Annotated in this window: 25 protein-coding genes and 2 riboswitches; of the genes, 16 read left to right on the top strand and 9 right to left on the bottom strand. The window is 69.5% G+C overall.

Annotated elements, in window-relative coordinates:
- The 3 genes from E4O86_RS12755 to E4O86_RS12745 form a co-directional block, all read right to left on the bottom strand.
- On the bottom strand, positions 1–808 hold an 808-nt coding region (locus tag E4O86_RS12755; protein WP_161140925.1), incomplete at its 3' end, for an AAA family ATPase.
- 39 nt (positions 809–847) lie between these two features.
- Positions 848–1,477: a DsbA family protein gene (locus E4O86_RS12750; RefSeq protein WP_161140924.1), complete on the bottom strand. Its 630-nt coding sequence runs from the start codon at positions 1,475–1,477 to the stop codon at positions 848–850.
- 118 nt (positions 1,478–1,595) lie between these two features.
- On the bottom strand, positions 1,596–2,063 hold the full coding sequence (locus E4O86_RS12745) for a DciA family protein (RefSeq protein WP_161140923.1): 468 nt from the start codon (positions 2,061–2,063) through the stop codon (positions 1,596–1,598).
- Between the two features lie 55 nt (positions 2,064–2,118).
- Here E4O86_RS12745 and mutY point away from each other — a divergent pair, with 55 nt between their 5' ends.
- Genes mutY through E4O86_RS12730 form a run of 3 tightly spaced genes read left to right on the top strand, consistent with a single transcriptional unit; the run spans position 2,119 to position 4,289 of the window.
- Complete coding sequence (gene mutY / locus E4O86_RS12740) at positions 2,119–3,243, top strand: A/G-specific adenine glycosylase (RefSeq protein ID WP_161140922.1); 1,125 nt, start codon at positions 2,119–2,121, stop codon at positions 3,241–3,243.
- Positions 3,240–3,911, top strand: coding sequence for an HAD family hydrolase (locus E4O86_RS12735; RefSeq protein ID WP_343039155.1), 672 nt, complete (start codon positions 3,240–3,242; stop codon positions 3,909–3,911). Before mutY ends, E4O86_RS12735 begins: the two co-directional genes overlap by 4 nt.
- 57 nt (positions 3,912–3,968) lie before the next feature.
- Positions 3,969–4,289: an antibiotic biosynthesis monooxygenase family protein gene (locus E4O86_RS12730; protein WP_161140921.1), complete on the top strand. Its 321-nt coding sequence runs from the start codon at positions 3,969–3,971 to the stop codon at positions 4,287–4,289.
- 3 nt (positions 4,290–4,292) lie between these two features.
- Here the strand turns inward: E4O86_RS12730 and E4O86_RS12725 are convergent, their stop codons facing one another.
- On the bottom strand, positions 4,293–5,420 hold the full coding sequence (locus E4O86_RS12725; RefSeq protein ID WP_161140920.1) for a site-specific DNA-methyltransferase: 1,128 nt from the start codon (positions 5,418–5,420) through the stop codon (positions 4,293–4,295).
- A gap of 158 nt (positions 5,421–5,578) precedes the next feature.
- Here E4O86_RS12725 and E4O86_RS12720 point away from each other — a divergent pair, with 158 nt between their 5' ends.
- The 7 genes from E4O86_RS12720 to E4O86_RS12690 all read left to right on the top strand — a co-directional run bounded on the left by E4O86_RS12720 (position 5,579) and on the right by E4O86_RS12690 (position 11,882).
- A complete protein-coding gene (locus E4O86_RS12720) occupies positions 5,579–6,130 on the top strand; it encodes a hypothetical protein (protein WP_161140919.1) in 552 nt (183 codons plus the stop codon).
- Between the two features lie 98 nt (positions 6,131–6,228).
- Positions 6,229–6,326, top strand: a riboswitch (glycine riboswitch).
- A gap of 1 nt (position 6,327) precedes the next feature.
- Positions 6,328–6,432, top strand: a riboswitch (glycine riboswitch).
- 52 nt (positions 6,433–6,484) lie between these two features.
- The gene (gene gcvT / locus E4O86_RS12715; protein ID WP_161140918.1) at positions 6,485–7,612 is read left to right on the top strand and encodes a glycine cleavage system aminomethyltransferase GcvT; all 1,128 of its coding nucleotides are present in this window, start codon (positions 6,485–6,487) and stop codon (positions 7,610–7,612) included.
- A 14-nt stretch (positions 7,613–7,626) separates the two neighbouring features.
- Positions 7,627–7,998 (top strand): glycine cleavage system protein GcvH, encoded by a 372-nt coding sequence (gene gcvH / locus E4O86_RS12710; RefSeq protein ID WP_205520860.1) that lies wholly within the window; start codon positions 7,627–7,629, stop codon positions 7,996–7,998.
- A 3-nt stretch (positions 7,999–8,001) separates the two neighbouring features.
- On the top strand, positions 8,002–8,484 hold the full coding sequence (locus E4O86_RS12705; protein WP_161140917.1) for an OsmC family protein: 483 nt from the start codon (positions 8,002–8,004) through the stop codon (positions 8,482–8,484).
- Positions 8,485–8,486: 2 nt separating this feature from the next.
- Positions 8,487–9,830, top strand: a complete 1,344-nt coding sequence (gene gcvPA, locus E4O86_RS12700; RefSeq protein ID WP_161140916.1) for an aminomethyl-transferring glycine dehydrogenase subunit GcvPA — start codon at positions 8,487–8,489, stop codon at positions 9,828–9,830.
- 232 nt (positions 9,831–10,062) lie between these two features.
- The gene (gene gcvPB, locus E4O86_RS12695) at positions 10,063–11,637 is read left to right on the top strand and encodes an aminomethyl-transferring glycine dehydrogenase subunit GcvPB (protein ID WP_161140915.1); all 1,575 of its coding nucleotides are present in this window, start codon (positions 10,063–10,065) and stop codon (positions 11,635–11,637) included.
- Between the two features lie 11 nt (positions 11,638–11,648).
- Entirely contained in the window at positions 11,649–11,882 is a 234-nt protein-coding gene (locus E4O86_RS12690; RefSeq protein ID WP_161140914.1) for a hypothetical protein, read from the top strand.
- Positions 11,883–11,920: 38 nt separating this feature from the next.
- Here E4O86_RS12690 and E4O86_RS12685 read toward each other — a convergent pair whose 3' ends face one another.
- The 4 genes from E4O86_RS12685 to E4O86_RS12670 all read right to left on the bottom strand — a co-directional run bounded on the left by E4O86_RS12685 (position 11,921) and on the right by E4O86_RS12670 (position 14,274).
- The gene (locus E4O86_RS12685) at positions 11,921–12,745 is read right to left on the bottom strand and encodes a hypothetical protein (protein ID WP_161140913.1); all 825 of its coding nucleotides are present in this window, start codon (positions 12,743–12,745) and stop codon (positions 11,921–11,923) included.
- A 72-nt stretch (positions 12,746–12,817) separates the two neighbouring features.
- Positions 12,818–13,348, bottom strand: coding sequence for a 2'-5' RNA ligase family protein (locus tag E4O86_RS12680; protein WP_161140912.1), 531 nt, complete (start codon positions 13,346–13,348; stop codon positions 12,818–12,820).
- Entirely contained in the window at positions 13,327–14,007 is a 681-nt protein-coding gene (locus E4O86_RS12675) for an HAD family hydrolase (protein ID WP_161140911.1), read from the bottom strand. Before E4O86_RS12675 ends, E4O86_RS12680 begins: the two co-directional genes overlap by 22 nt.
- Before the next feature lie 51 nt (positions 14,008–14,058).
- Complete coding sequence (locus tag E4O86_RS12670; protein ID WP_161140910.1) at positions 14,059–14,274, bottom strand: hypothetical protein; 216 nt, start codon at positions 14,272–14,274, stop codon at positions 14,059–14,061.
- Positions 14,275–14,404: 130 nt separating this feature from the next.
- Between E4O86_RS12670 and thrC the strand changes: the two genes are divergently transcribed.
- From thrC to E4O86_RS12650, 4 genes are all read left to right on the top strand, one after another.
- A complete protein-coding gene (gene thrC / locus E4O86_RS12665) occupies positions 14,405–15,811 on the top strand; it encodes a threonine synthase (RefSeq protein WP_161140909.1) in 1,407 nt (468 codons plus the stop codon).
- Between the two features lie 3 nt (positions 15,812–15,814).
- Positions 15,815–17,083, top strand: coding sequence for a M16 family metallopeptidase (locus tag E4O86_RS12660; RefSeq protein WP_161140908.1), 1,269 nt, complete (start codon positions 15,815–15,817; stop codon positions 17,081–17,083).
- 4 nt (positions 17,084–17,087) lie between these two features.
- The gene (locus tag E4O86_RS12655) at positions 17,088–17,684 is read left to right on the top strand and encodes a GNAT family N-acetyltransferase (RefSeq protein ID WP_161140907.1); all 597 of its coding nucleotides are present in this window, start codon (positions 17,088–17,090) and stop codon (positions 17,682–17,684) included.
- 87 nt (positions 17,685–17,771) lie between these two features.
- The gene (locus E4O86_RS12650; RefSeq protein ID WP_343039154.1) at positions 17,772–20,648 is read left to right on the top strand and encodes an EAL domain-containing protein; all 2,877 of its coding nucleotides are present in this window, start codon (positions 17,772–17,774) and stop codon (positions 20,646–20,648) included.
- On the opposite strand, the gene E4O86_RS12645 is transcribed toward E4O86_RS12650, so the two are convergent.
- The gene (locus E4O86_RS12645) at positions 20,649–21,248 is read right to left on the bottom strand and encodes a YqgE/AlgH family protein (protein WP_161140906.1); all 600 of its coding nucleotides are present in this window, start codon (positions 21,246–21,248) and stop codon (positions 20,649–20,651) included.
- A 66-nt stretch (positions 21,249–21,314) separates the two neighbouring features.
- On the opposite strand from E4O86_RS12645, the gene E4O86_RS12640 reads away from it, so the two are divergent.
- Positions 21,315–22,154: a protein-disulfide reductase DsbD domain-containing protein gene (locus E4O86_RS12640; RefSeq protein WP_161140905.1), complete on the top strand. Its 840-nt coding sequence runs from the start codon at positions 21,315–21,317 to the stop codon at positions 22,152–22,154.
- A 69-nt stretch (positions 22,155–22,223) separates the two neighbouring features.
- Positions 22,224–22,706, top strand: coding sequence for a peroxiredoxin (locus E4O86_RS12635; RefSeq protein WP_161140904.1), 483 nt, complete (start codon positions 22,224–22,226; stop codon positions 22,704–22,706).
- Position 22,707 lies beyond the last annotated feature (1 nt).

Here is a 22,707-nt window from a genome sequence, read left to right as displayed (position 1 = left end):
CGGCGCCGGCCTGCGCCGCGGTCGCCTCGGCAAGCGCAGCGAGCGCGGCCCTCGCCGCGCCCTCCGCCTCGCGCAGGCGCTCCGCGGCGGCCGACCAGCGCACGAAGAAGAGGGCAGCCTCCGCCTTTCGGATCTCGCCGGAGAGGTTGCGGTACCGGGCGGCCTGCCGGGCCTGCCGCTTCAGCGAGTCGATCTGGACTCCGATCTCTCCCGTCACGTCGTCGAGGCGGGCGAGGTTCTGCTCGGCCTGGCCGAGCTTGAGCTCCGCCTCGTGGCGCCGGGAATGCAGGCCGGCAACACCGGCCGCGTCCTCGAGGATCCCGCGGCGCTGAACCGGCTTCGCCGCGATGAGCTCGCTCACCTGGCCCTGCCGGACGAGGGCCGCCGAACGGGATCCGGTCGCGGCATCGGCAAAGAGAAGCTGCACGTCGCGCGCCCGGGCCTCGCGCCCGTTGAGGCGATAGACCGAGCCCGAATCCCGCTCGATCCGCCGGGCGACCTCGACGGGTTCGCCCGCCTGCGCGCCCGGCGGAAGCGGCCGGCCCCCGGCCGGCACGACGGAGAGCCTCACCTCGGCCCAGCTCCGCGCCGGGCGATTGTTCGTTCCGGCGAAGATGACGTCGTCCATCCCGCCGCCGCGAAGCGCCTTGTGCGAGCTTTCGCCCATCACGAAGCGGAGCGCCTCGACGAGATTGGACTTGCCGCAGCCATTCGGCCCGATGATGCCGGTGAGCCCCGGCTCGATCGGGATGTCGGTCGGCTCGACGAAGGACTTGAAGCCGGTGATGCGGAGCCGGGTGAACTTCATGCCGGCCCCGCGAGCGCAATCGCGCGGCGGAACGCCGTCTCAGAGGAGAGGTTCGATCTCCTTGTCCAGTTCCTCAAGCGTGAGCGCTCCGGAAATCCGCTTGCCGTTGATGAAGAAGGTCGGGGTGGCATCGACCCCGAATTCCTTCGTCGCCCGCTCCTTTTCCGCGTTCAGGCCATCGAACAAGGCCTGATTCGACAGGCAGGCGTCAAAGCTTTCCTTGGAGAAGCCGAACTGCTTGGCGATATCCAGGATCGCGTCATACGGCTTCTCCGCGCGTCCCCAGTTCTGCTGCTGGTCGAAATAGACGTCCACGATGTCGAAATAGCGCTCGGCCGGCGCGCAGCGGGCGATCATCGCGATGCCGAAGGCGGCCGTATCGAGCGGAAACTCGCGGAAGATGAACCTCACCTTGCCCGTGTCGACGTACTTCTCCTTGAAGGCGTCGAGCGTCGTATTGTGGAAATGCGCGCAGTGCGGGCAGGTCATCGAAGCATATTCGACGACCGTCACCGGCGCGTCCTCCTTGCCGAGCACCTTGTCGCCGAGCTGGGGCGCGGCGTAGAGGGCTGCCGTATCGACGGTCTCCTGGGCGAGCGCGAATCCCGGCACGGCGAGGACGAGGCCGAGCGCTGCGGCGCCAAGGAGGAAAGACCTGCGGTCGAACATTCCGATTTCCTTCAGATCGAGCGAGCGACGTCATCGCCGTCTCGCCCTGAATAGAGCCTGAATTGGGGCGGGCAACTCCCGGGCGGCACGCAGCACCGGGCGGGGCGGCCGGACCCGGTCACGATCGTGCGAGCACGAGCCGTCCGAGCGCGACGAGAGAGCCGCGGAGTCCCTCCTCCGCGCCTGCAAGCCGCCTCTCCAGAACCGCCATCTTCTCGGGATCGGGCGGATTCGGCACCGGGCGGGCGGGCGCCGCGAGGCGGACCGGGTGCTGGACGATCCTGACGGCCCCGACCGCGGAATGGCCGAAATAGGAATTGAGCCGCTGGCGGATCGGCTCGAGCTCGTAGGAGAGCTGGAGCGCGACCGAGGGATCGCACTTCACGACGAGGGTCGCGGCGCCTCCTCCCCTCGGCCAGCGGATGCGCTCCGGCAGGGTCCAGGCGGCGTAGGCCTCGCCGACGATGTCCGGCCACCAGCCGAACAGCTCCGCGCGTGCGAGACCGCGCTTGCGGACGACCGGGTCGAGCGCGCCCGCGACGAGCTCGCCGACCGGCTTTCCGACCCTGCTGCGCTCTCCCGCCACGCCCGCACCCTTCCTTGCCGCTTGCGCACCGCCATCCTGCCGGCACAGTACGACGATGGCACGAAGACTAGACGAGGGCCGGCCCGCGGAGAAGCCGGGGCGATCCGTCGGGGGCGGCGTCGTGACGGCCGACGCCCTCCTCGCATGGTACGATCGCCACGCGCGGCCGCTGCCGTGGCGGGTCGGCCCTGCGGCAAGGCGGCGCGGCGAGCGGCCTGACCCCTACCGGGTCTGGCTGTCGGAGATCATGCTGCAGCAGACCACGGTCGCGGCGGTCGCTCCCTATTTCCACAGCTTTCTGCAGCGCTGGCCGGACGTGACGAGCCTCGCCGCGGCGGCCGATGACGCGGTGATGGCCGCCTGGGCGGGACTTGGCTATTACTCGCGCGCCCGCAACCTGATCGCCGCGGCGCGGAAAGTGGCGGAACGCGGCGCCTTTCCGTCGAGCGCCGCCGAACTCGCCGAGCTGCCCGGGATAGGCGGCTACACCTCGGCGGCGATTGCGGCGATCGCCTTCGCCGAGCCGGTGCCCGTGGTCGACGGGAACGTCGAGCGGGTCATGAGCCGGATCCATGCAGTCGCCCGCCCGCTCCCGGCGGCAAAGGCGGAGATCCGCGACCGGCTCGCGCCGCTCGTGCCGGCGGACCGGCCCGGCGAATTCGCCGAGGCGCTGATGGACCTCGGAGCGACGATCTGCACGCCGAAGCGCCCCGCCTGCGCGCTCTGCCCCTGGCAGGACGGCTGCGCCGCCTTCGCGGCCGGCCTGCAGGAGAGCTTCCCGGTGAAGGCGCCGAAGCCGGCACGGCCGGTGCGCCACGGCCTCGCCTATGTCGCCGTGCGCTCCGACGGGGCGGTGCTCCTGCGCCGCCGGCCGCCGAAGGGCCTCCTCGGCGGAATGGCGGAAGTGCCGGGCAGCGCATGGGGCGCCGAGCCGGCCTCGGCCTTCGAACCGCCGCTTCCCGGCAGCTGGGAGCGGGTCGACCGCAGCGTCACCCATGTCTTCACCCATTTCGAGCTGCGGCTGACGGTGCTGCGCGGGGACTGTTCCGCCCGCGCGGCCGCGCCGCCGGCCTGCTGGTGGAGCCCGCCGGACGCGCTCGGCCACGAGGCGCTGCCGAGCGTGATGCGGAAGGCCATAAGCGCCGCCTGCCCGAATGCATTCGGAAAGGATCGCCCGTGACGCGGATACGCCACGTCGTGTTCGACATCGGCAACGTGCTCCTGCCCTGGCACCGCGACCGGCCGTTCCGGAACATGATCGCGGATCCGGGCGAGCGCGCACGCTTCCTTGCCGAGATCTGCAGCCCCGACTGGCATCTCGGTCTCGACAGGGGCATGCCCGTCGACGATGCGATCGCGGCGCTCGCGGCGCTCCATCCCGAGCGCGCGGACTGCATCCGCGCCTACAAGAGCCGCTGGCTCGACATGTTCGAGGGCGCCGACGAGGCGGTGGTGGCGATCCTGGCCGAGCTTGTCCGGAAGGGCTTCGACGTCACCGCCCTCAGCAACTTCAACCAGGACCTCTTCGCCCTCACCGTGCCGGCCTACCCGTTCCTCGGCTGGTTCCGCGGCGCCACCGTCTCCGGGACCGTCCGGCTGGTGAAGCCCGACCCGGCGATCTACGCCCTCCACGCGCAGACCTTCGGCCTGGAGCCCGCGGCGACCCTCTTCTTCGACGATTCCCCGCCGAACGTCGAAGCGGCGCGCGCGGCGGGCTGGAATGCGGAGCTTTTCACGGACGCGGCAGCCATGCGACGCGACCTCGCGCGCTGGGGAATCGAGACCGAGACCGGCGCCGATCGCGAAGAAGTGACGGCCGGCGCCGCCTCGAGCGCGCCCGTTCGTTAGGCGGGTTCCCGCAGGCGGCGTATCATTCGGAGCGCTCGTTTCGGGGAGGGCACGTCCATGACGGCGTTCAACATCGTGCGGTTCCGGGTGAAGCCCGGTCGCGATCAGGACTTCATTGAGGCGCATCGCCAGATCCAGGCCGAGCCCGCCGGCTTCCGCCGCGGTGCCATCGTCCAGACCGGCGACCGCGGCTATTGCTTCCTGGGCGAGTGGGAAAGCTTCGAGGACATCGCGGCGGCGAGGCCCTGGATGATCGGCATCCTCGACAGCTTCCGCGACACGCTCGAGGATCTCGGCGGCGGTCTCGGCGTCACCGACCCGGTGTCCGGCATCGCCGTGCTCGAGATCGCGCCCGACATCGAGCGCCGCGTCGCCTGAGGCTCAGGCCGGCAGCGCGCGCCGGATCTCCTCGCGCAGCCGGTCGATCGGCTCGAGGCGCCCGCTCCGCGGGAGATGCCAGAAGGTCCAGCCGTTGCAGGCTTCGAGCCCCTGAACGGCCGCCCCGACGCGGTGGATGGAGCCTTCGTGCGTCCGCCCGTCGGCGCGGCAGACGAGCGAGCCGTCGGCGCGCACGAGGGCGGAGAAGCGGCGGCGCTGATCCATCAGCTCCGTCCCGGCGGAGAGCATGCCGGCCTCGAGCAGCGTTCCGAACGGAATGCGCGGGGCCGCCCGCTTGCCCTCAAGCACCTTCAGGTCCGGTCCGGCGGCAGGCACGACGGCGGCGATCCGCCGCTCCGCCTCGGCGATGTAGGCCCGCTCGCGCTCCACGCCCACGAAATGGCGGCCGAGCCGCTTCGCGACAGCGCCCGTCGTGCCGGTTCCGAAGAACGGGTCGAGCACGACCTGCCCGGGCTTCGTGGTGGCGAGGAGCACGCGGTAGAGAAGCGCCTCCGGCTTCTGGGTCGGGTGCACCTTCCTTCCCGCCCCGTCCTTCAGCCGCTCCTCGCCCGTGCAGATCGGGATCAGCCAATCCGAGCGCATCTGCAGGTCTTCGTTGAAGGCCTTCAGCGCGTCGTAGTTGAAGGTGTAGCCTTTCGCCCCCTGCGAGGGCGCCGCCCAGATCAGCGTCTCATGTGCGTTCTGGAAGCGGCGGCCGCGGAAGTTCGGCATCGGATTGGTCTTGCGCCAGACGACGTCGTTGAGGATCCAGAAGCCGAGGTCCTGCAGGATCGCGCCGACCCGGAAGATGTTGTGGTAGGAGCCGATCACCCAGATCGCCCCCTCCGGCTTGAGGACGCGTCGGCAGGCCATCAGCCAGGCCCGCGTGAAGGCGTCGTACGCGGCGAAATCGGAGAACCGGTCCCAGTCCTCGTCGACCGCGTCGACGCGCGACTGATCCGGGCGGTGCAGATCGCCGCCGAGCTGCAGGTTGTACGGCGGATCGGCGAAGACGAGGTCGACGCTTCTTGCCGGCAACCGCTCCAGAGCGCTCACGCAGTCGCCCTGGATGATCGTATCGAGGTACTCGGCTCTCTTCGAGCAAACCGCCGCCGCCGCTTCGCTACGCATGACAACTCCCGAACTGGCGGGGAAAAGGTCGCCGAACAGGGTGAACCCACGGTTAGGAAACAGGGTGAAGCGGAGGTAAACGGGCGGCCGGCGTTTCGAGCGCCGCCAGGTGCTGCTATAGAGCGCGGCGGACGAAGCCTGACGATCGGGATGATCAGATGACACTTGCGAGCGTTCTCCGGCTCTCACTCGGCCCCGCGCTGGCGTTGGCTGTCGCCGGCTGCCAGTCCCTTGGCGGCGGACAGAGCGCGCCCCCGGAGACGGCCCAGCCGGTGGACGTCCGGAAGTTCATCGGCCCCGATTATTGCCCGCAGCTCAGTGTCAGGAGCGGGACGGAGGTGCTTCGGCGCTACGAACGGGGCCACGAGGACGACAAGGCCTCGATCGTCTGGCAGGCCTCGATCGGCGACACCGCGCGCGAGTGCCTCTATGACGGCCAGGGCAATCTCACCATACGGATCGGCGTCTCCGGCCGTGTCGCCGCCGGGCCGAAGGGTGGCGCCGGCGACGTCACGCTGCCGCTCCGCATCGCGGTCACCCGGGCCGGGCAGATCGTGCTCTCGTCCGATCTCCACATCATCCAGGCGACCATCCCGCCGGAACTCTCGACCGTGTTCGCCCAGGTCTACGAGGTGACCGTACCCTCGCCCGGCGAGCACCGCGACTATCTGGTCTATGTCGGGTTCGACGACCAGGCGAAGAAGAAGTAGGCTTCCGCCGCGGCGGTCCGGCAGCGCGTCCTCCATTGACTCCGGAGACCGGGTCGGCGATCTCTTGACCCGCGGGCCGCGCCACGGCCCGCGCGAATCACGCCTGCACGGGAGAGTCCCCGGCGTCTTCGGACGGCGGGGCGCCGAAGGAGCAACCGCCCCGGAAACTCTCAGGCTCAAGGACCGTGCTGGCGCGGCACTCTGGAAAGCAGCCGGCGTCTCCCCGGATCGGGAGGCGACCGGCTCACCGACGGAGTAACCGGGCGAAAGCCCGGGAATCTCTCAGGTCCTGCGACAGAGGGGGCACGAACGGCGAATGCCGTCGTGCGTTCATCTTTATCGCAGGGAGCCGGAATGGCCGATACCGCAGACGATCTCCGCAGGACACCGCTCCACGAGCTTCACCGCGCGCTCGGCGGCCGCATGGTCGCCTTCGCCGGCTATTCGATGCCGGTGCAGTACGAAGGCATCCTCGCCGAGCACCGCTGGACGCGCGCGAGCGCCGGCCTCTTCGACGTTTCGCATATGGGACAGCGTGTGCTCTCCGGCCCCGGCCAGGACGCGGTCGCGGACGCCCTCGAGAGCATCACGCCCGGATCGTTCCGGAACCTCGCGCCGGGACGGATGCGCTATACGCTCCTCCTTGCGGACACCGGCGGCATTCTCGACGACCTGATGGTCACGCGGCCGGCCGGCGGCGGGGACGGGCAGCTGATGCTCGTCTTCAACGCGGCGCGGAAGGAGATCGACGACGCCTATTTCGGCGAGCGCCTCCCGGGCACCTTCGCGCTCGAGGCACTCGACGACCGCGCGCTCCTCGCCCTGCAGGGACCGAAGGCGGTCGACGCGCTGGCACGCCATTGCCCGGAAGCCGCCGGCCTCACCTTCATGTCGGCGACGGAAGCCCGCTTCGACGATGCCGAATGTCTCGTGTCGCGGTCCGGCTATACCGGCGAGGACGGCTTCGAGATCTCGGTCCGGGCGGAGGATGCGGTACGCGTCGCGCGCACGCTCCTCGACGAGCCGGAGGTGAAGCCGGTCGGCCTCGGCGCGCGCGATTCGCTCCGGCTCGAAGCCGGCCTGCCGCTCTACGGCCACGACCTCGACGAAACCACCTCCCCGGTCGAGGCGGGACTCGCCTTCGCGATTGCCAAGGCGCGGCGCGAGACCGGCGGCTTCCCCGGCGCGGACCGCATTCTGCGGGAACTCGCGGAGGGGCCGGCGCGCCTCAGGGTCGGCATTCGCCCGGCCGGCCGCGCACCCGTGCGCGAAGGCGCCGACATCCTGGGTCTCGGCGACACACGGATCGGCGAGGTCACGTCCGGCGGCTTCGGTCCCACCGTCGAGGCCCCGGTCGCGATGGGCTATGTCGCGGCCCCCTATGCCGCGCCGGGCACGGACGTGCAGGTCTCCGGCCGCCGCGGTCCGGAGCCGGCGACCGTCGCCGCCCTGCCCTTCGTCCCACCCCGCTACGTCCGTTGATCAGGAGAGCCTCTATGGTGCTGCGCTACACGAAGGACCACGAATGGGTGAACGCCGAGGGCGACGTCGCCACGATCGGCATCACCGCCTATGCCGCCGACCAGCTCGGCGACGTGGTCTATGTCGAGCTGCCCGAGGTCGGTCAGAAGGTCGCGAAGGGCGACGCCACGGCGACCGTCGAATCCGTGAAGGCGGCGAGCGACGTCTACGCTCCGGTCTCGGGCGAGGTCGTCGAGGTCAATTCGGAGCTCGGCGACACGCCGCAGCGCGTGAACGAGGCTCCCGAATCGGCCGGCTGGTTCATGAAGCTCCGGCTCTCCAAGCCAGCCGAGCTCGACGCCCTGATGGACGACGAGACCTATCGCGACTTCACCGACAGCCTGTAAGCCATGGCCGAAATCAAGCACGACGCCACGATCTCCTGGCGGAACGACGGCGGCGATTTCCTGCGCGGCAAGTACAGCCGCCTGCACGAATGGCGCTTCGACGGCGGCGCGACGGTTCCGGCATCGGCATCTCCTTCGGTGGTGCCGCTGCCCCTCTCCAGCGCCGAAGCGGTCGACCCGGAGGAGGCGTTCGTCGCCTCGCTCGCGAGCTGCCACATGCTCACCTTCCTCGACCTTGCCCGGCGGGCCGGCCATGTCGTCCTCTCCTACGAGGACCAGGCCTACGGCGTGATGGAGCGGCTCGGAGCCGGCCGTCACGCGGTCGCGAAGGTGGTGCTCCGGCCGAAGATCGCGTTCGAGACGGAGCCCGAGCCGGCCGCCCTCACCGATCTGCACCACCGCGCCCACGAGCTCTGCTTCATCGCCAATTCGGTGAAGAGCGAGGTGGTGGTCGAGGGCATCGCCGCGCCGGCGGAGGGCAACTGACGATGCGCTATCTCCCGCATACCGACCAGGACCGCGCCGAGATGCTGGCGGCAATCGGCGTCTCCGGCATCGACGACCTCTTCGCCGGCGTACCGAGGGACAAGCTCCTCGGCGGCCTCCTGGACCTACCGCGCCGCAAGACCGAGCTCGAGGTCACGCGGACGCTCCGCGCCATCTCACGGAAGAACCACGCCGCCGCCGACGGGCCATTCTTCCTCGGCGCCGGCGCCTACCGCCACAGCGTGCCGGCGGCCGTCGACCATCTGATCCAGCGCTCGGAATTCCTGACCTCCTACACGCCGTACCAGCCCGAGATCGCGCAGGGCACGCTGCAATACCTGTTCGAGTTCCAGACGCAGGTCGCGAACCTCACTGCGATGGAGGTGGCGAACGCCTCGATGTATGACGGCTCGACCGCGGCCGGCGAAGGGGTCCTCATGGCGCACCGGGTGACGAAGCGCCGGAAGGCGGTTCTCTCCGGCGGGCTGCACCCGCAATACCGGGACGTCATCGCGACGCTTTCCGATCTCGCCGAGGACCGGCTGGCCGTGCTGCCGCCCGACCCGATGGGCGCGGAGGACATCATAGCGGCGATCGACGGCGAGACCTCCTGCGTCGTGGTGCAGTCCCCTTCCTTCTACGGCCAGCTGACCGACCTGGCCCCGATCGCGGAGGCCGCGCACCGGCATGGCGCGCTCCTCGTCGCCGTCTTCACCGAGGTCGTCTCCCTCGGGCTTGTCGAGCCGCCCGGGGCGCAGGGCGCGGACATCGTGGTCGGCGAGGGCCAGGGGCTCGGCAATCCGCTCGGCTTCGGCGGGCCCTATGTCGGCCTCTTCGCGACGCGCGCGAAATACGTCCGGCAGATGCCGGGCCGGCTCGCCGGCGAAACCGTCGATGCGGAAGGCCGCCGCGGCTTCGTGCTGACGCTCTCCACACGCGAGCAGCACATCCGCCGCGACAAGGCGACATCAAACATCTGCACCAATTCGGGGCTCTGCGCCCTTGCCTTCACGATCCACATGACGCTCCTCGGCGAGCTCGGCCTCCGCCGGCTCGCGGAGGCGAACCACGTCCGCGCCTGCCGGCTCGCCGAAGCGCTCGCAGGGATTCCGGCGGTCGAGGTCCTGAACGGGAGCTTCTTCAACGAGTTCACCGTCCGCCTGCCGAGGGCCGCGGCTCCGGTCGTCGACGCCTTGGCCAAGGAAGGGATCGTCGCCGGCCTGCCCGTCTCGCGGCTCGAGCCGGGGCGGCCGGAACTCGCCGACCTTCTCGTCGTCGCGGCGACGGAGACGGCGATCGACGAGGACATGGCCCGCTTCACCGAAGCATTGGAGGCCGTCCTTTGACCTCCTCGGCGTTTCTTCCCTCGCGCTTCCGGGCAGCGGTTCCGCGGTCTCGTGCCGAGGCTCGGCGGCGCGATCCGAAATGCCTTCGTCGCCTCGGCGTTCACCCGCGCGGAGGCAGGGCGCCGACCGCGCCGGCCGGCGCAGCACGGCCGTCCGGCCACCCCGCCGCGTTCGCCACTCGGACGCCCGGATATCTCGCCCGCAAATTCGCCCGCTTCCCGGGAGCCGCCGCATGCTGAACAGAGACGACCGTCCGACTCGCCCGGAGCCCGCGACGCGCCGGCGCGAGACCTTCACCGGCAACCGCGCGCTCCAGCTCGAGGAGCCGCTTCTCTTCGAGGTCGGCCGCACCGACGTGACCGGCGTCGACATCGACGTGCCGGAGCATGCGGGCGACCGGCTCGGGCGGCACCGCCGGAAGGCGCCGATCGGTCTACCCGCTCTCTCGGAGCCCGAGGCGCTTCGCCATTACGTGCGGCTCAGCCAGAAGAACTACGCCATCGACAGCGGGCTCTATCCGCTCGGCTCCTGCACGATGAAGCACAATCCGCGGCTGAACGAGGCGGCCGCGCGCCTGCCGGGCTTCGCCGATCTCCACCCGCTCGCCCCGCAAGCCACGGTTCAGGGGGCGCTCGAGCTCATCCACGAGCTCGGCCGCTGGCTGATCGAGATCACCGGCATGCACTCCGTCGCGATGAGCCCGAAGGCCGGCGCCCATGGCGAGCTCTGCGGGATGATGGCGATCAAGGCCGCCGTCCGTGCCCGCGGCGAGGACCGCACGATCGTGCTCGTGCCGGAATCCGCGCACGGCACCAACCCGGCGACCGCCGCGCTTCTCGGCTTCACGGTGGTCGCGGTGCCGGCCCGCGAGGACGGGACGGTGGCCGCCGCCGAGGTGCGCCGGCTCGCTGGGGAACACGAAGGCAGGATCGCCGCGATCATGCTGACCAATCCCAACACGTGCGGCCTCTTCGAGCCGGAGGTCTGCGAGATCGCGGCGGCCGTGCACGCGGCCGGCGGCTATTTCTATTGCGACGGCGCCAATCTCAACGCCATCCTCGGCAAGGTGAAGCCTGGCGCGCTCGGCGTCGACGCCATGCACATCAACCTCCACAAGACCTTCTCGACGCCGCATGGCGGCGGCGGACCGGGCGCGGGGCCGGTCGTGCTCTCCGAGGCGCTCGCGCCGCATGCGCCGCTGCCGGCAATCCTGCGCGGAACCGACGGCGGCTACCGGCTCGTCGAGCACGCCGAAGACGAGGCGGCGCTCGCGCCGTTCGGGCGGATGACCGCCTTTCACGGCCAGATGGGCATGTTCGTGCGCGCCTATGCCTGGATGCTCTCGCATGGCGCCGACGGCATGCGGCAGGCGGCGGAGGACGCCGTGCTCAACGCCAATTACGTGCGCGCCGGCGTGCAGGACCTGATGAGCGTCCCCTATCCGGCGCATCCCGCCATGCACGAGGCGCTCTTCGACGACGGCTTCCTCGACGGAACCGGCGTGACGACACTCGATTTCGCCAAGGCGATGATCGACGAGGGCTTCCACCCGATGACGGTCTATTTCCCGCTCGTCGTCCACGGCGCCATGCTTGTCGAGCCGACCGAGTCGGAATCCCGCGCCAGCCTCGACGTCTTCGTTGCGACATTGCGCGATCTCGCGATGGCCGCAAAGCGCGGTCAGACTGAACGCTTCAAGGACGCGCCCCGCTTCGCGCCGCGCCGCCGGCTCGACGAGACGCGGGCGGCGCGCCAGCCCGTACTCAAATGGTCGCCGCCCGAGCCGATCGAGGATGCGGCCGAATAGGAGACCACGCGATGGACGGCATTCCCGAAACCGCGGAGATCCTTGCGACTGTGGCTCGGCTCGAAGGCGCCTTCGAGGAGCATCCGGACCCGGCCGTGCGGCGCCTCTACGGGCTCTACCTGAAAGTCTGCAAGCAGTTCGAGGACGATCTCGGCAATGCGCGCGACCGCGCGCTCTCCCGCGCCGCCGTGCTGATGCTGATCCGGCTGCAGGAGGAGGGCGCGGGCGACGGCACGGCCGCATAGCCGGAAGGCGCCGCTCCCGGCTATGCGCCGCGTCTGACCTAATTGGTGGCGCCCGTTATCGCCTCGGCCTTCAGCCCGGAGACTTCGCCGCGCAATCTGCCGCCCAGCGCCCACCACAGTTGCTGCGAGACAGAGGGGTTCGCCTCGATAGAGACGCCGATCTGGCTGGCTTCCGGCGGAAGTTGGATTTCGGTCGAGCGTCCGCCGAGTTCGAATGTGACGGATTTCGTCTCGCCAGGTACCCAAATCGAGCAATTCGCGCCAGCGAAGGCGGGACATGTAGCCTGCACACCGGTCCCTTGCGCTCCGGCAGCCAGTATCTTCAGCTCGCTTGCACCCGCGACGGCCGACGCGTTCTCGATATCTACCTTCACCTCGATCTGCGAACCTCCATCCGCGGCGGCAATGCTCGGTGGGGCCGCGCCCGCTGTGGCGGAACCGTTCAACGGCTGCGCCAGTGCCGCCCCGAAGATGTGCAGGCCCAAGGTCGTGCCGGGAATTGCCGCCGATGTCTCCGCACTCCGGGTCCCGACAGGCACCTTGGCCTCATTGATGCCGAGCAGCGCGCCTGCGATGAGCCCCGGCGCGGCCATCGCGGCGACGAAGTAGGCCTTCGCGCTTTGCTCCGCCGTCGCAATCGACGTCACGAGTCCGAGCACCGCGAAGATGCCGATCCCGAGCCAGAAGCCGAAGGCAGGAATGTTCGGTGCCCCTCCCTCGAGTTGAGCCGTCACTAACTGGCTCGCTACTCGCAAAAGGTAGGGCGCGGCTCCGCCTACGAGAGCCACGAACACGAGAACCGGAAATCCGTGACCGACGGCCGCAACCGGCCTTGCCGGAGCGTTGATGTTTGCATCCGTCATGCCTGCCTCCCTCCCAGGAATACACGCAGGGATTTATCACATTCGAAAGATAAACTCTAGATTGTCTTCACGTCAGCGCCCGAAGCGAAAGACCTGAACGCTCTCCCAGGCGCCGCCCCTGTAGCGCCAGAGGTGCAGGCCGAGCGCCTTCACGGCGAGCGGCCGGAAGCCGGCCGCGAGCTCGCGCTGCAGGCGATCCGCTTCTTTCGGCGGGACCTTGTTCTGGATCGTCACGTGCGGCCGGAAGCCCGAGCGATCCTGGTCCGAGAGATCGGACCGGAATTCGCGGGCAAGGCTCTCCCTGAGCGCCGCGAGCTGGGGCGATTCGAGGAACAAAGCGACCCCGGTACCGATCGACTTCACCGAGGCGACCCGCAGATCGAAGGGGCGCTGCGCCTGCGCTTCCTGCCTCACGACCGCCTTCACCTCGCGGGCGCGCCCCGCCGGCAGCTGGTGAAACAGCGTGACATGCGCCGGGACCTGGTTGCGCTCGGCGGGATAGTGCCGGCGGCGGAGCGCATCGATCCGCGCGAACGAATCGCCGTCGAGCTCGAGCGTGAGGACGAAGGGCTCCGACGCGCTCACACCAGGTCGGAAGACCATTCCCGGAGCGCCTCGACCGTCGCCGGGACGTCGGCGAGGCGGCGGATCACGGTGATCGCCCCGGCGTCCATCAGCGCCTCGCCGTGACCCGGCCAGGTATGAGAGGCGCCGACGAAGCCGACGACGCGCATGCCGGCGGCGACCGCCCCGGCGACGCCTGCAACCGAATCTTCGATCACGATCGTGTCGGCAGGAGCGGTCTCCATGACGGCGGCGGCATGGAGGAAGACGTCGGGCGCCGGCTTGCCCCTGCCCTCGCCGACCTCGCGCGCCGAAAAGACATAGGGCCGGAACCGGTCGTAGAGACCGATCACCTCGAGGGTCACCCGCAGCCGCTCGGGGCGCGAGTTGGAGCAGACGCAGCGCGGCCATTCCAGGCGGTCGAGCATCTCCTCGGCGCCGGCGATCGGCAGTGCTTCCTGCTCGAGGCGGCGGTCGGTCTCCTCCTCGGCCCGCGCGAGCAGGGAATCGGGCAGCGCCCGTCCGAGCTCCTCCCCGGCGAGCTCGAAGATCCGCTCCGTGGTCAGCCCCGCATATCGGTGCGCGACCTCCTCGGCACTGATCTCCAGCCCGGCTTCGTGCAGCAGCTCGGCGTCGACGCGCGCCGCGATGATCTCGGTGTCGGCGAGGACGCCGTCGCAGTCGAAGATGACCAGCATCGCCGCCACTTAGGGCCGCGGATGCCGCAGCACAAGCCGCCCGGCCCGGCGTCAGCCGCCGCCGATTCCTTCGATCACCCGGCCCGTCCCGCCGCAGCTCTGGCATTTGCGGCCATCGAGCCGCCCCGTTCCCCCGCAGACGGGGCAGATGTTCTCGCCGCTGCCGGGCGTGCCGGGCGCCGCCTCGTCGCCCGGATTGGCGCCCGGATTGGCGCCCGTCTCGACGGCTGCCTGCGCCTTTGTCGGATCCTTCTCTCCGCTGCTCATCGCGAAGCTCCATGCTCGGCTCTTCGTCGGCAACGTCCGCCGCGGCCGGGCGTTGCAGCCGCGCCCGCCGATCTGCTTGCCGCCCGGCGGAGCGGGCGATAGTGTCCGCACCTCGCCAGAGGAGAATTCTTTGCGTTACGTTTCCACCCGCGGGGAAGCGCCGGCACTCGGTTTCCGCGACGTCGTTCTGACGGGATTGGCGCGCGACGGCGGGCTCTACGTGCCGGAGACCTGGCCGCGGCTCGCGCCGGACGAGATCGCCGCGCTCGCCGGCCTTCCCTATGCCGAGGTGGCGGCGCGCATCATCGGCCGCTTCACCGGCGACGAACTGGCGCCCGGTACCCTTCGGGCGATCCTGGACGATGCCTATGGCACCTTCCGCCATCCGGCGGTCACGCCGCTCGTCCAGATCGCCCCGAACCACTTCGTGCTCGAACTCTTCCACGGCCCGACGCTCGCCTTCAAGGACGTGGCGATGCAGGTGCTCGCCCGGCTCATGGACCACTTCCTCGCCGAGCGCGGCCGGCGCGCGACGATCGTCGGCGCCACCTCGGGGGATACGGGAGGCGCGGCGATCGAAGCCTTTCGCGGCCGCGAGCGGATCGACATCGCCATCCTCTTTCCCGATGGGCGCGTCTCGCCGGTGCAGCGCCGCCAGATGACGACGGTCGTCGAGGACAACGTCCAGGCGATCGCGATCCGCGGCACGTTCGACGACGCTCAGGCGCTCGTGAAGGCGATGTTCAATGATTTCGCCTTCCGCGACCGGGTCGGCCTCGCGGCGGTGAATTCGATCAACTGGGGCCGTATCGTCGCGCAGGCGGTCTACTATTTCTACGCGGCGGTGGCGCTCGGAGCGCCGTACCGGCCGGTCAGCTTCACGGTCCCGACCGGCAATTTCGGCAATGTCTTCGCCGGGTACGTGGCGCACCGGATGGGCCTCCCGATCGGAAAGCTGGTCGTCGCGACGAACGTCAACGACATCCTCGACCGCACCATCCGCACGGGCCGCTACGAGGTGCGCGGCGTCACCCCGAGTTCCTCGCCCTCCATGGACATCCAGGTCTCCTCCAATTTCGAGCGGCTGCTCTTCGAGGCCGAGGCACGCGAGGCGTCCGGCGTGCGCCGATTGATGTCCGGCCTCTCGCAATCGGGCGCGTTCACGATGGCGGAGAACGCACGGCAGGCCATCCGGCCACTCTTCGTCTCCGGATCCTGCGGCGAGGATGAAACCGCAGCCACCATCCGGCGGACACTCCGCGAAACAGGCATGCTGGTCGACCCCCACACGGCCGTCGGGATCGCGGTCGCGGAGCACAACATGGATGCGCAGACGCCGATGGTCACGCTTTCCACCGCGCATCCGGCAAAGTTTCCGGAAGCCGTCGAAGCGGCTGCCGGCGTTCACCCGGACCTGCCGGAATGGGCCCGGCCGATCCTCACCCGGCGCGAGCGCTACGACGTCCTGCCGAACGAGCTCTCCGAGATCGAAAGGCGCGTGGAACGGCACTCCCGCGCCGCCCGGATCACGGCCTGACGCATGGCGGCCGAAGTCTCCCGCCTTTCGAACGGCATCACGGTCGTCACCGACCGCATGCCGCATCTGGAGAGCGTCGCGCTCGGCGTCTGGGTCGGAGCGGGCGCGCGCACGGAAACGGAGGCGGAGCACGGGATATCGCACCTCCTCGAACACATGGCCTTCAAGGGCACGCGGCGCCGCTCGGCCCAGGAGATCGCCGAGGCGATCGAAGCGGTCGGCGGCGAGATGAACGCGGAGACGAGCGTCGATCACACGGCCTATTACGTACGCGTCCTCAAGGAGGACATGCTGCTCGGGCTTGACGTGCTTGCCGACATTCTCACCGATTCCGTGTTCGACCCGGAGGAGCTCGGCCGCGAGCAGCACGTCATCTGCCAGGAGATCGGCGCGGCGGTCGACACGCCCGAGGACCTGGTCCTCGACCTCTTCCAGAGCGCCGCCTATCCGCGCCAGCCGATCGGACGGACCATACTCGGCACGCCGGCCTCCGTAAGGGCGCTCAGGCCGGCCGATCTCGAAGGCTTCCTGAAGCGGCACTACCGGGGCCCGGCCATGGTCGTGACGGCGGCCGGAGCGGTCGACCACGACATGCTCGTCGCCGCGGCAGAGAAGAGCCTCGGCGGAATCTCGGCGCAGCCGGGCCCGGCGGAGGAGCCGGGCAGCTACCGTGGCGGGGAGAGCCTGAAGCGGCGGAAGCTGCAGGAAGCGCAGATCATGCTCGGCTTCGAAGGGCCTTCGTTCCACGAGCCGGGCTATTATCCGTTCATGCTTCTCTCGTCCGTGCTCGGCGGAGGCATGGCGTCGCGGCTCTTCCAGGAGGTGCGCGAGAAGCGCGGTCTCTGCTATTCCATCTACTCCTTCTACTGGCCGTTCCGGGACACCGGCCTGTTCGGAATCCAGACGGCCACGTCGGAAGCTGACATCCGCAGGCTCGTCCCCGTCGTGCTCCGCGAGACGGCAAAGGTGGCGGAGGGCATCGACAAGGCGGAACTCGACCGCGCGAAGGCGCAGATGCGGGCCGGCCTTCTCATGGCGCTTGAGAGCCCCCTCGCCCGCGCCGGGCAGATGGCGCGGCACGTCCTCGTCTACGGTCGTCCGCTCCCGCTCTCGGAAATCATGGCCGCGATCGACGATACCGGTGCGACGGATATTGCCGCGGCGGCGGCAACCATGTTGAAGTCGCCGCCGACCCTTGCCGGCATCGGCCCGGTCGGCCCGTTGCCGGGCGCCGCCGCCATCGCCGACGAAATCGCCCGGCTCGCGGCCTAGGACCATGGCCTTTCTCCGCAGCACGTCCGGCTACGATCCCGCCCCGGTCATCTCAGGCCGGGGCGTCTTCCTGCGCAGCCCCACCTATAGCGACTACGTGGAGTGGGCGATGCTGCGGGGCGAGAGCCGGTCGTTCCTGACGCCGTGGGAACCATCTTGGCCGGCGGACGACCTCACCCGCTCCGCGTTCCGCCGCCGCATAAGGCGGTACCACCAGGAGATCCGCGAGGATCGCGCCTATCCCTTCTTCGTCTACCGGGCCGGCGAGGCGGTCCTCGTCGGCGGGATCACGCTCTCGAACGTGACCCGCGGCATGACCCAGACCGGGACCATCGGCTATTGGATGGGCGAGCGCTACGCCAACAACGGCTACATGACGGCCGCGCTCACCGCGCTCATCCCGTTCGCGTTCGGCATTCTCCATCTCCACCGGCTCGAGGCCGCCTGCCTCGTGCACAACGCACCGTCGCGCAAGGTGCTGCAGAAGGTCGGCTTCCGCGAGGAGGGGCTCGCGCGCGGGCTCGTCTGCATCAACGGGCGGTGGCAGGATCACGTGGTCTACGGGCTGCTCGCCGACGATCCCAAGCCGTGGGAGTGCTGAACCGCCATCTTCACGCCCGATTGCCGGCTTGAGGTGCCGGCCTCGTCACTCTACTGATTAAAGTTGTAGCACATACCGGAGGACGCCGTGCGCGCGGGCGATTTCCTGAAGCGCCTATTGATCGCGTTTGCACTGGTGAGCCTCGCTGTCCCCGCCATGGCCCTGGAGGCCGTGCCGGTCCCGCTCAACACGCACACGATCGACCTCACCCGCGTCGTCGACCATTACGCCAGTCCGACCGACCGGCTGCAGGTTTCGACAGCGCCGGGCCCCGACGGCATCGTCCGCCGCATCGAGGTGCGCTCGGAGGCGCAGGCGGGCGCGTCGGACTGGATCGTGTTCGCACTCGCCAACCCGAGCGACGAGCAGATCGACCGGCTGCTCGTCGCGCCGCATTACCGGCTCGTCGGCTCCGGCATTCTCTGGCCCGACCTCGGCTCGACGCGGATCGTCGCCGTCACCCCGAGCGAGGGCTTCGCGCCCGAACGCATCGCCTCGGCCGAATCCGACGTGTTCCGCATCACGCTCGATCCCGGTGCGATCGTCACCTACGTGGCCGAGCTCGGCTCTCCCAACCTGCCGCAGCTCCATCTCTGGGAACCGGACGCCCACGAGGAGACCATCAACAGCTACACCCTCTATCGCGGCATCGTGCTCGGAATTGCCGGCCTGCTGGCGCTCTTCCTGAGCGTCCTCTTCGTCGTGAAGGGAACCGCGATGTTTCCCGCGACCGCCGCCCTGGCCTGGTCCGTGCTCGCCTACATCTCGATCGACTTCGGCTTCTGGCATCGCGCCTTCCCGGTCGCGATGACGAGCGAGCCGTACTGGCGGGCGGGCACCGAGGTGGGGCTCGCCGGCGCGCTCCTGGTGTTCCTCTACACCTACCTCCATCTCCACCGTTGGCACGTCCGCTACAGCCACGTCGCGGTCGGATGGCTGGTCGGCCTCGCGATTCTCGCCGGCATGACCGTGTTCGATCCGAGCTTCGCCTCCGGCATCGCGCGCATCTCGCTCGGGCTCACGGCCGTTGTCGGCCTTCTCGTGATCCTCGTCCTTTCGATCCGCGGCTTCGACCGCGCGATCATGCTGATCCCGACCTGGGCCGTGCTGCTCTTCTGGGTGGCCGCAGCCTGGCTCGCCGTGACGGGCCGCATCGACCATGCGGCACTGCAGCCGGCGCTTGCCGGCGGCCTTGTCCTCGTGGTCATGCTGATCGCCTTCACGGTCATGCAGCATGCCTTCGCAGGCGGGCAGCTGGCGCAGGGCCTCATCTCCGACGCCGAGCAGAAGGCGCTGGCGCTCGTCGGCGCCGGCCATGCGATCTGGGACTGGGACGTCGCCCGCGACCGGCTGGAGACGGGGCGCGAGGTGGAACGCCTGCTCGGCTGCAAGCGCGGCGCGGTGGACGGCCCGATCCGGACCTGGCTCGACGCCGTCCATCCGTCCGACCGTCCCCGCCTCGAAGCGGTCTTCGACGCGATCGTGCAGAGCCGGCGCGGCCGCATCCACCAGATCTTCCGGATGCGTGCGAGCGACGGCCATTTCCTGTGGTTCGAGCTGGTCGCCCGGCCGATCGTCGGCACCGACGGCGAGGTGATGCGCTGCACCGGCACGGTGACCGACATCACGGACGAAAAGGTCGCCGAGGAGCGGCTGCTCCAGGACGCGGTCTACGACAACCTTACCGGCCTGCCGAACCGCGAGCTCTTCCTCGACCGGCTCCATGCGGCGCTGACGCGCAGCCGCGTCGACCGGCTGCCGGCCCCTTCCGTGATCGTGCTGGACCTCGATCACTTCAAGGCCGTCAACGAATCGTTCGGCTATTCCGTGGGGGACTCAGCCCTTCTCGCGATCGCCCGCCGTCTTTCCCGGATGCTGCGCGAGCAGGACACCCTCGCCCGCCTCCAGAGCGACGAGTTCGCCGCGATCATCCTCTCGGAGACGAGCCCGGACGCGCTGATGCAGATCGCGGACGAGTTCGTGGCCGCGGTGAAGACGCCCGTCGCCATCGGAGACACGGAGGCCTTCGTGACGGCCTCCGTCGGGATCGCCACCGCGAGCGGCGAGACCGCGGCGGAGCTTCTCCGGCGGGCGGAGAACGCCGTCTATGCCGGAAAGCGGCAGGGCGGCGACAAGTGCATCCGCTCGGACGGCACGCTCGCCGCTATCGAGGCCCGCTTCGATCTCGCGAGCGAGCTGCAGCAGGCGCTCGACGGCGGCGACATCGATCTCGAATACCAGCCGATCATCCGCCTCCCGGACGGCTCGATCGCCGGCTTCGAGGCCCTGATGCGGTGGCAGCATCCGAAGCTCGGGGCGGTCGCGCCGCAGGACTTCATTCCGATCGCCGAAGAGACGGGCCTGATCGTCCAGCTCGGCGTCTTCGCACTGGAGCGCGCGGCGCGCGACCTCGCCGGCTGGCAGGCCGGAATGCCCGCCGGTTCATGGCCGTTCGTCGCCATCAACGTCTCGAGCCGGCAGCTCTTCCGGCACGATCTCATCAACGACGTGAAGGCCGTGCTCGCCCGCACCGGGGTCGCCCCGGAGACGCTGAAGCTCGAGATCACCGAATCGCTCGTGATGCAGAACCCGGAATACGCGGCGAAGGTGCTGACGCGCATCCGGGAGCTCGGTGCAAGCCTGGCGCTCGACGATTTCGGCACCGGCCATTCGAGCCTCGCCTACCTGCAGCGCTTCCCCTTCGACACGCTGAAGGTGGACCGTGCCTTCGTCCGTCCGAACGGCTCGTCGGCGCGCCCGATCATCCTGCGCTCGATCATCCGGCTCGCACACGATCTCGGCATGGCGGTGGTCGCCGAAGGCGTCGAAGACGAAGCGGAATCGCGCGAACTGCGGGAGACCGGCTGCGACTACGCCCAGGGCTTCCTCTACGGCCGTGCCATGCCGAGCCAGATGGTGCAGCAGATCCTGCGCAGGGCCGAACCTGTCGCCAAGGCGAGCTGATCAGGCGTGGCCGGCTTCCGCGGAGAGCATCGCCGGCGCAACGCCGATCTTGGCGAGCGCGCGCTCGTACTTGGTGTCGAGCTCGTCGTCGAAAAGGATCGCCCGGTCCGCCGGTCCGTGCAGCCAGCCATTCGCCTGGATCTCCTGCTCGAGCTGCCCGGGTGCCCAGCCGGCATAGCCGAGCGCCAGCAGGGCGCGGCCCGGCCCGCGCCCGTCCGCGATGGCGCGCAGGATCTCCAGCGTCGCCGTCAGGCAGATCCCGTCGGCGATCGGCAGCGTGGCGTTCTCCAGGAAGAAGTCCGCGGAATGGAGGACGAAGCCGCGGCCGGTCTCCACCGGGCCGCCGCGGTGGACCCGGATCGACCTCGCATTCGCCGGGAGGCCCTCCTCGTCGGCCGGCGAGACGATTTCGAGCTGCACCAGGAGATCCTTGAACTCGATCTCCGGAACGAGCTTGTTCAGGATGATGCCCATCGCACCATCGTTCGAATGGGCGCAGAGATAGACGACCGAGCGGGCGAAACGCGGATCGGCCATGCTCGGCATCGCGATGAGGAGCTGACCGTCGAGAAATCCCTCGGATGAGCTGCGTCTAGCCATGCGTGATCGTACCAATCATCTCCGGCATATGATAGCGCCGAGGACCGAACCCAAGGAGGGTGCCCGATGAGCCGGCCCTTTCGCTTCCGCCCTGCCGGCGTCAACGGATGGAGGACCGGAGCGATCCGCGCCGCAGCAATCCTCCTCGCCTGTTCGGGGGGAGCCGGGTCGGCCGAAGCCGCGCGCTCGCCCTGGGTCTCGATTCCGGAGGGAAGACTGCGCGTGATGCTCGTCCGCGCGGAGGGGCGCGTGAAGGGCGGCATCGAGATCGCGCTCGAGCCCGGCTGGCATACCTACTGGCGCAATCCGGGCGATGCCGGCGTGCCTCCCCGCTTCGATTTCGACGGTTCGAGGAATGTCGGTGCGGTGCACGTCCACTTTCCGGCGCCGGAACGCTTCGACGACGGCACCAGCGTCTCCGCCGTCTACCACGACAGCGTCGTGTTCCCGCTGGAGATCCGGCCGGAGGCGGACGGGCCGATCACCCTCAGCCTGAGAGCCATGCTCGGCGTCTGCCGCGAGATCTGCATCCCGACCGAGGCCGAGGCCGAGGTGACGCTCAAGCCGCAGGACGGCCCGGATGCCCTTTCGGAGGCCAAGCTCGAGATGTTCGAACGGCTGCTGCCGGGCGCGCCGGAGCCCGGACGGTTCGAGGTGAAGGAAGCCGCCGTCGCGGGCGACGCCGTCACGGTCTCGCTGATTGCGCCGCCGGATGCCGAGCCGGAGCTCTTCGTGGACGCCCCGCCGGACTGGCTCCTCGGCCAGCCGAGGCTCGTCGCGCATGAGGGAGCGCTCGCACGATACCGTCTCTCCCTGAAGGGCCGGCCGGACACGCCGGGCGAGGCGCTCCGCTTCGTGGCGACGGCCGGCGGGAGGGCGATCGAGGAGACCGTGGTCCTTCCCTGACGGGCTGGACGCGCCGGGCATCTCAGCCTACCTGCTGCCGGCGACCCGGCGTTCCAGAGGAGGAAGACCATGATTGCCGTCGGCGATCGGCTGCCTGAGACGAGCTTCTTTGTCCTCAAAGAGGGCCGGCCCCAGAAGGTGCCGTCGGGCGCGATCTTCGTGGGCAGGAGGATCGTGCTGTTCGGTGTGCCCGGCGCCTTCACGCCCACCTGCACGCTCAATCACCTGCCGGGCTTCCTGGAGCACAGCCACGCGATCCGCGAGAAGGGCGTCGACGAGATCGCGGTCGTGGCCGTGAACGACGCCAACGTGATGGACGCCTGGGCGGAGGCGACCGGCGGCAGGGGCCGCATCCTCTATCTCTCCGACGGTAACGCCGAATTCGCGCTTGCCACGGGGCTCGACCTCGATTCGACCGGGGTCGGCCGCGGGCTGCGCATGAAGCGCTTCTCGATGATCGTGGAGGACGGCGTCGTGACCGCCCTCAATGTCGAGGACACGACCGCCGAGGCGGAGAAATCGGGAGCGGCCCGGATCCTGGAGCAGCTCTGAG

It is taken from the genome of Propylenella binzhouense, from assembly GCF_009866965.1.
In the GTDB taxonomy this organism is placed as follows: domain Bacteria; phylum Pseudomonadota; class Alphaproteobacteria; order Rhizobiales; family Afifellaceae; genus Propylenella; species Propylenella binzhouense.
This window is presented reverse-complemented; position numbering and strand designations above follow the sequence as displayed.

Excerpts from the sequence above, each read along its gene's own strand:
- E4O86_RS12750 (WP_161140924.1), bottom strand. The coding sequence starts at position 1,477 with ATGTTCGACCGCAGGTCTTTCCTCCTTGGCGCCGCAGCGCTCGGCCTC.
- mutY (WP_161140922.1), top strand. The coding sequence starts at position 2,119 with ATGGCACGAAGACTAGACGAGGGCCGGCCCGCGGAGAAGCCGGGGCGA.
- E4O86_RS12730 (WP_161140921.1), top strand. The coding sequence starts at position 3,969 with ATGACGGCGTTCAACATCGTGCGGTTCCGGGTGAAGCCCGGTCGCGAT.
- E4O86_RS12725 (WP_161140920.1), bottom strand. The coding sequence starts at position 5,420 with ATGCGTAGCGAAGCGGCGGCGGCGGTTTGCTCGAAGAGAGCCGAGTAC.
- E4O86_RS12720 (WP_161140919.1), top strand. The coding sequence starts at position 5,579 with ATGACACTTGCGAGCGTTCTCCGGCTCTCACTCGGCCCCGCGCTGGCG.
- gcvT (WP_161140918.1), top strand. The coding sequence starts at position 6,485 with ATGGCCGATACCGCAGACGATCTCCGCAGGACACCGCTCCACGAGCTT.
- gcvH (WP_205520860.1), top strand. The coding sequence starts at position 7,627 with ATGGTGCTGCGCTACACGAAGGACCACGAATGGGTGAACGCCGAGGGC.
- E4O86_RS12705 (WP_161140917.1), top strand. The coding sequence starts at position 8,002 with ATGGCCGAAATCAAGCACGACGCCACGATCTCCTGGCGGAACGACGGC.
- gcvPA (WP_161140916.1), top strand. The coding sequence starts at position 8,487 with ATGCGCTATCTCCCGCATACCGACCAGGACCGCGCCGAGATGCTGGCG.
- gcvPB (WP_161140915.1), top strand. The coding sequence starts at position 10,063 with ATGCTGAACAGAGACGACCGTCCGACTCGCCCGGAGCCCGCGACGCGC.
- E4O86_RS12690 (WP_161140914.1), top strand. The coding sequence starts at position 11,649 with ATGGACGGCATTCCCGAAACCGCGGAGATCCTTGCGACTGTGGCTCGG.
- E4O86_RS12685 (WP_161140913.1), bottom strand. The coding sequence starts at position 12,745 with ATGACGGATGCAAACATCAACGCTCCGGCAAGGCCGGTTGCGGCCGTC.
- E4O86_RS12680 (WP_161140912.1), bottom strand. The coding sequence starts at position 13,348 with ATGGTCTTCCGACCTGGTGTGAGCGCGTCGGAGCCCTTCGTCCTCACG.
- E4O86_RS12675 (WP_161140911.1), bottom strand. The coding sequence starts at position 14,007 with ATGCTGGTCATCTTCGACTGCGACGGCGTCCTCGCCGACACCGAGATC.
- E4O86_RS12670 (WP_161140910.1), bottom strand. The coding sequence starts at position 14,274 with ATGAGCAGCGGAGAGAAGGATCCGACAAAGGCGCAGGCAGCCGTCGAG.
- E4O86_RS12660 (WP_161140908.1), top strand. The coding sequence starts at position 15,815 with ATGGCGGCCGAAGTCTCCCGCCTTTCGAACGGCATCACGGTCGTCACC.
- E4O86_RS12655 (WP_161140907.1), top strand. The coding sequence starts at position 17,088 with ATGGCCTTTCTCCGCAGCACGTCCGGCTACGATCCCGCCCCGGTCATC.
- E4O86_RS12645 (WP_161140906.1), bottom strand. The coding sequence starts at position 21,248 with ATGGCTAGACGCAGCTCATCCGAGGGATTTCTCGACGGTCAGCTCCTC.
- E4O86_RS12640 (WP_161140905.1), top strand. The coding sequence starts at position 21,315 with ATGAGCCGGCCCTTTCGCTTCCGCCCTGCCGGCGTCAACGGATGGAGG.
- E4O86_RS12635 (WP_161140904.1), top strand. The coding sequence starts at position 22,224 with ATGATTGCCGTCGGCGATCGGCTGCCTGAGACGAGCTTCTTTGTCCTC.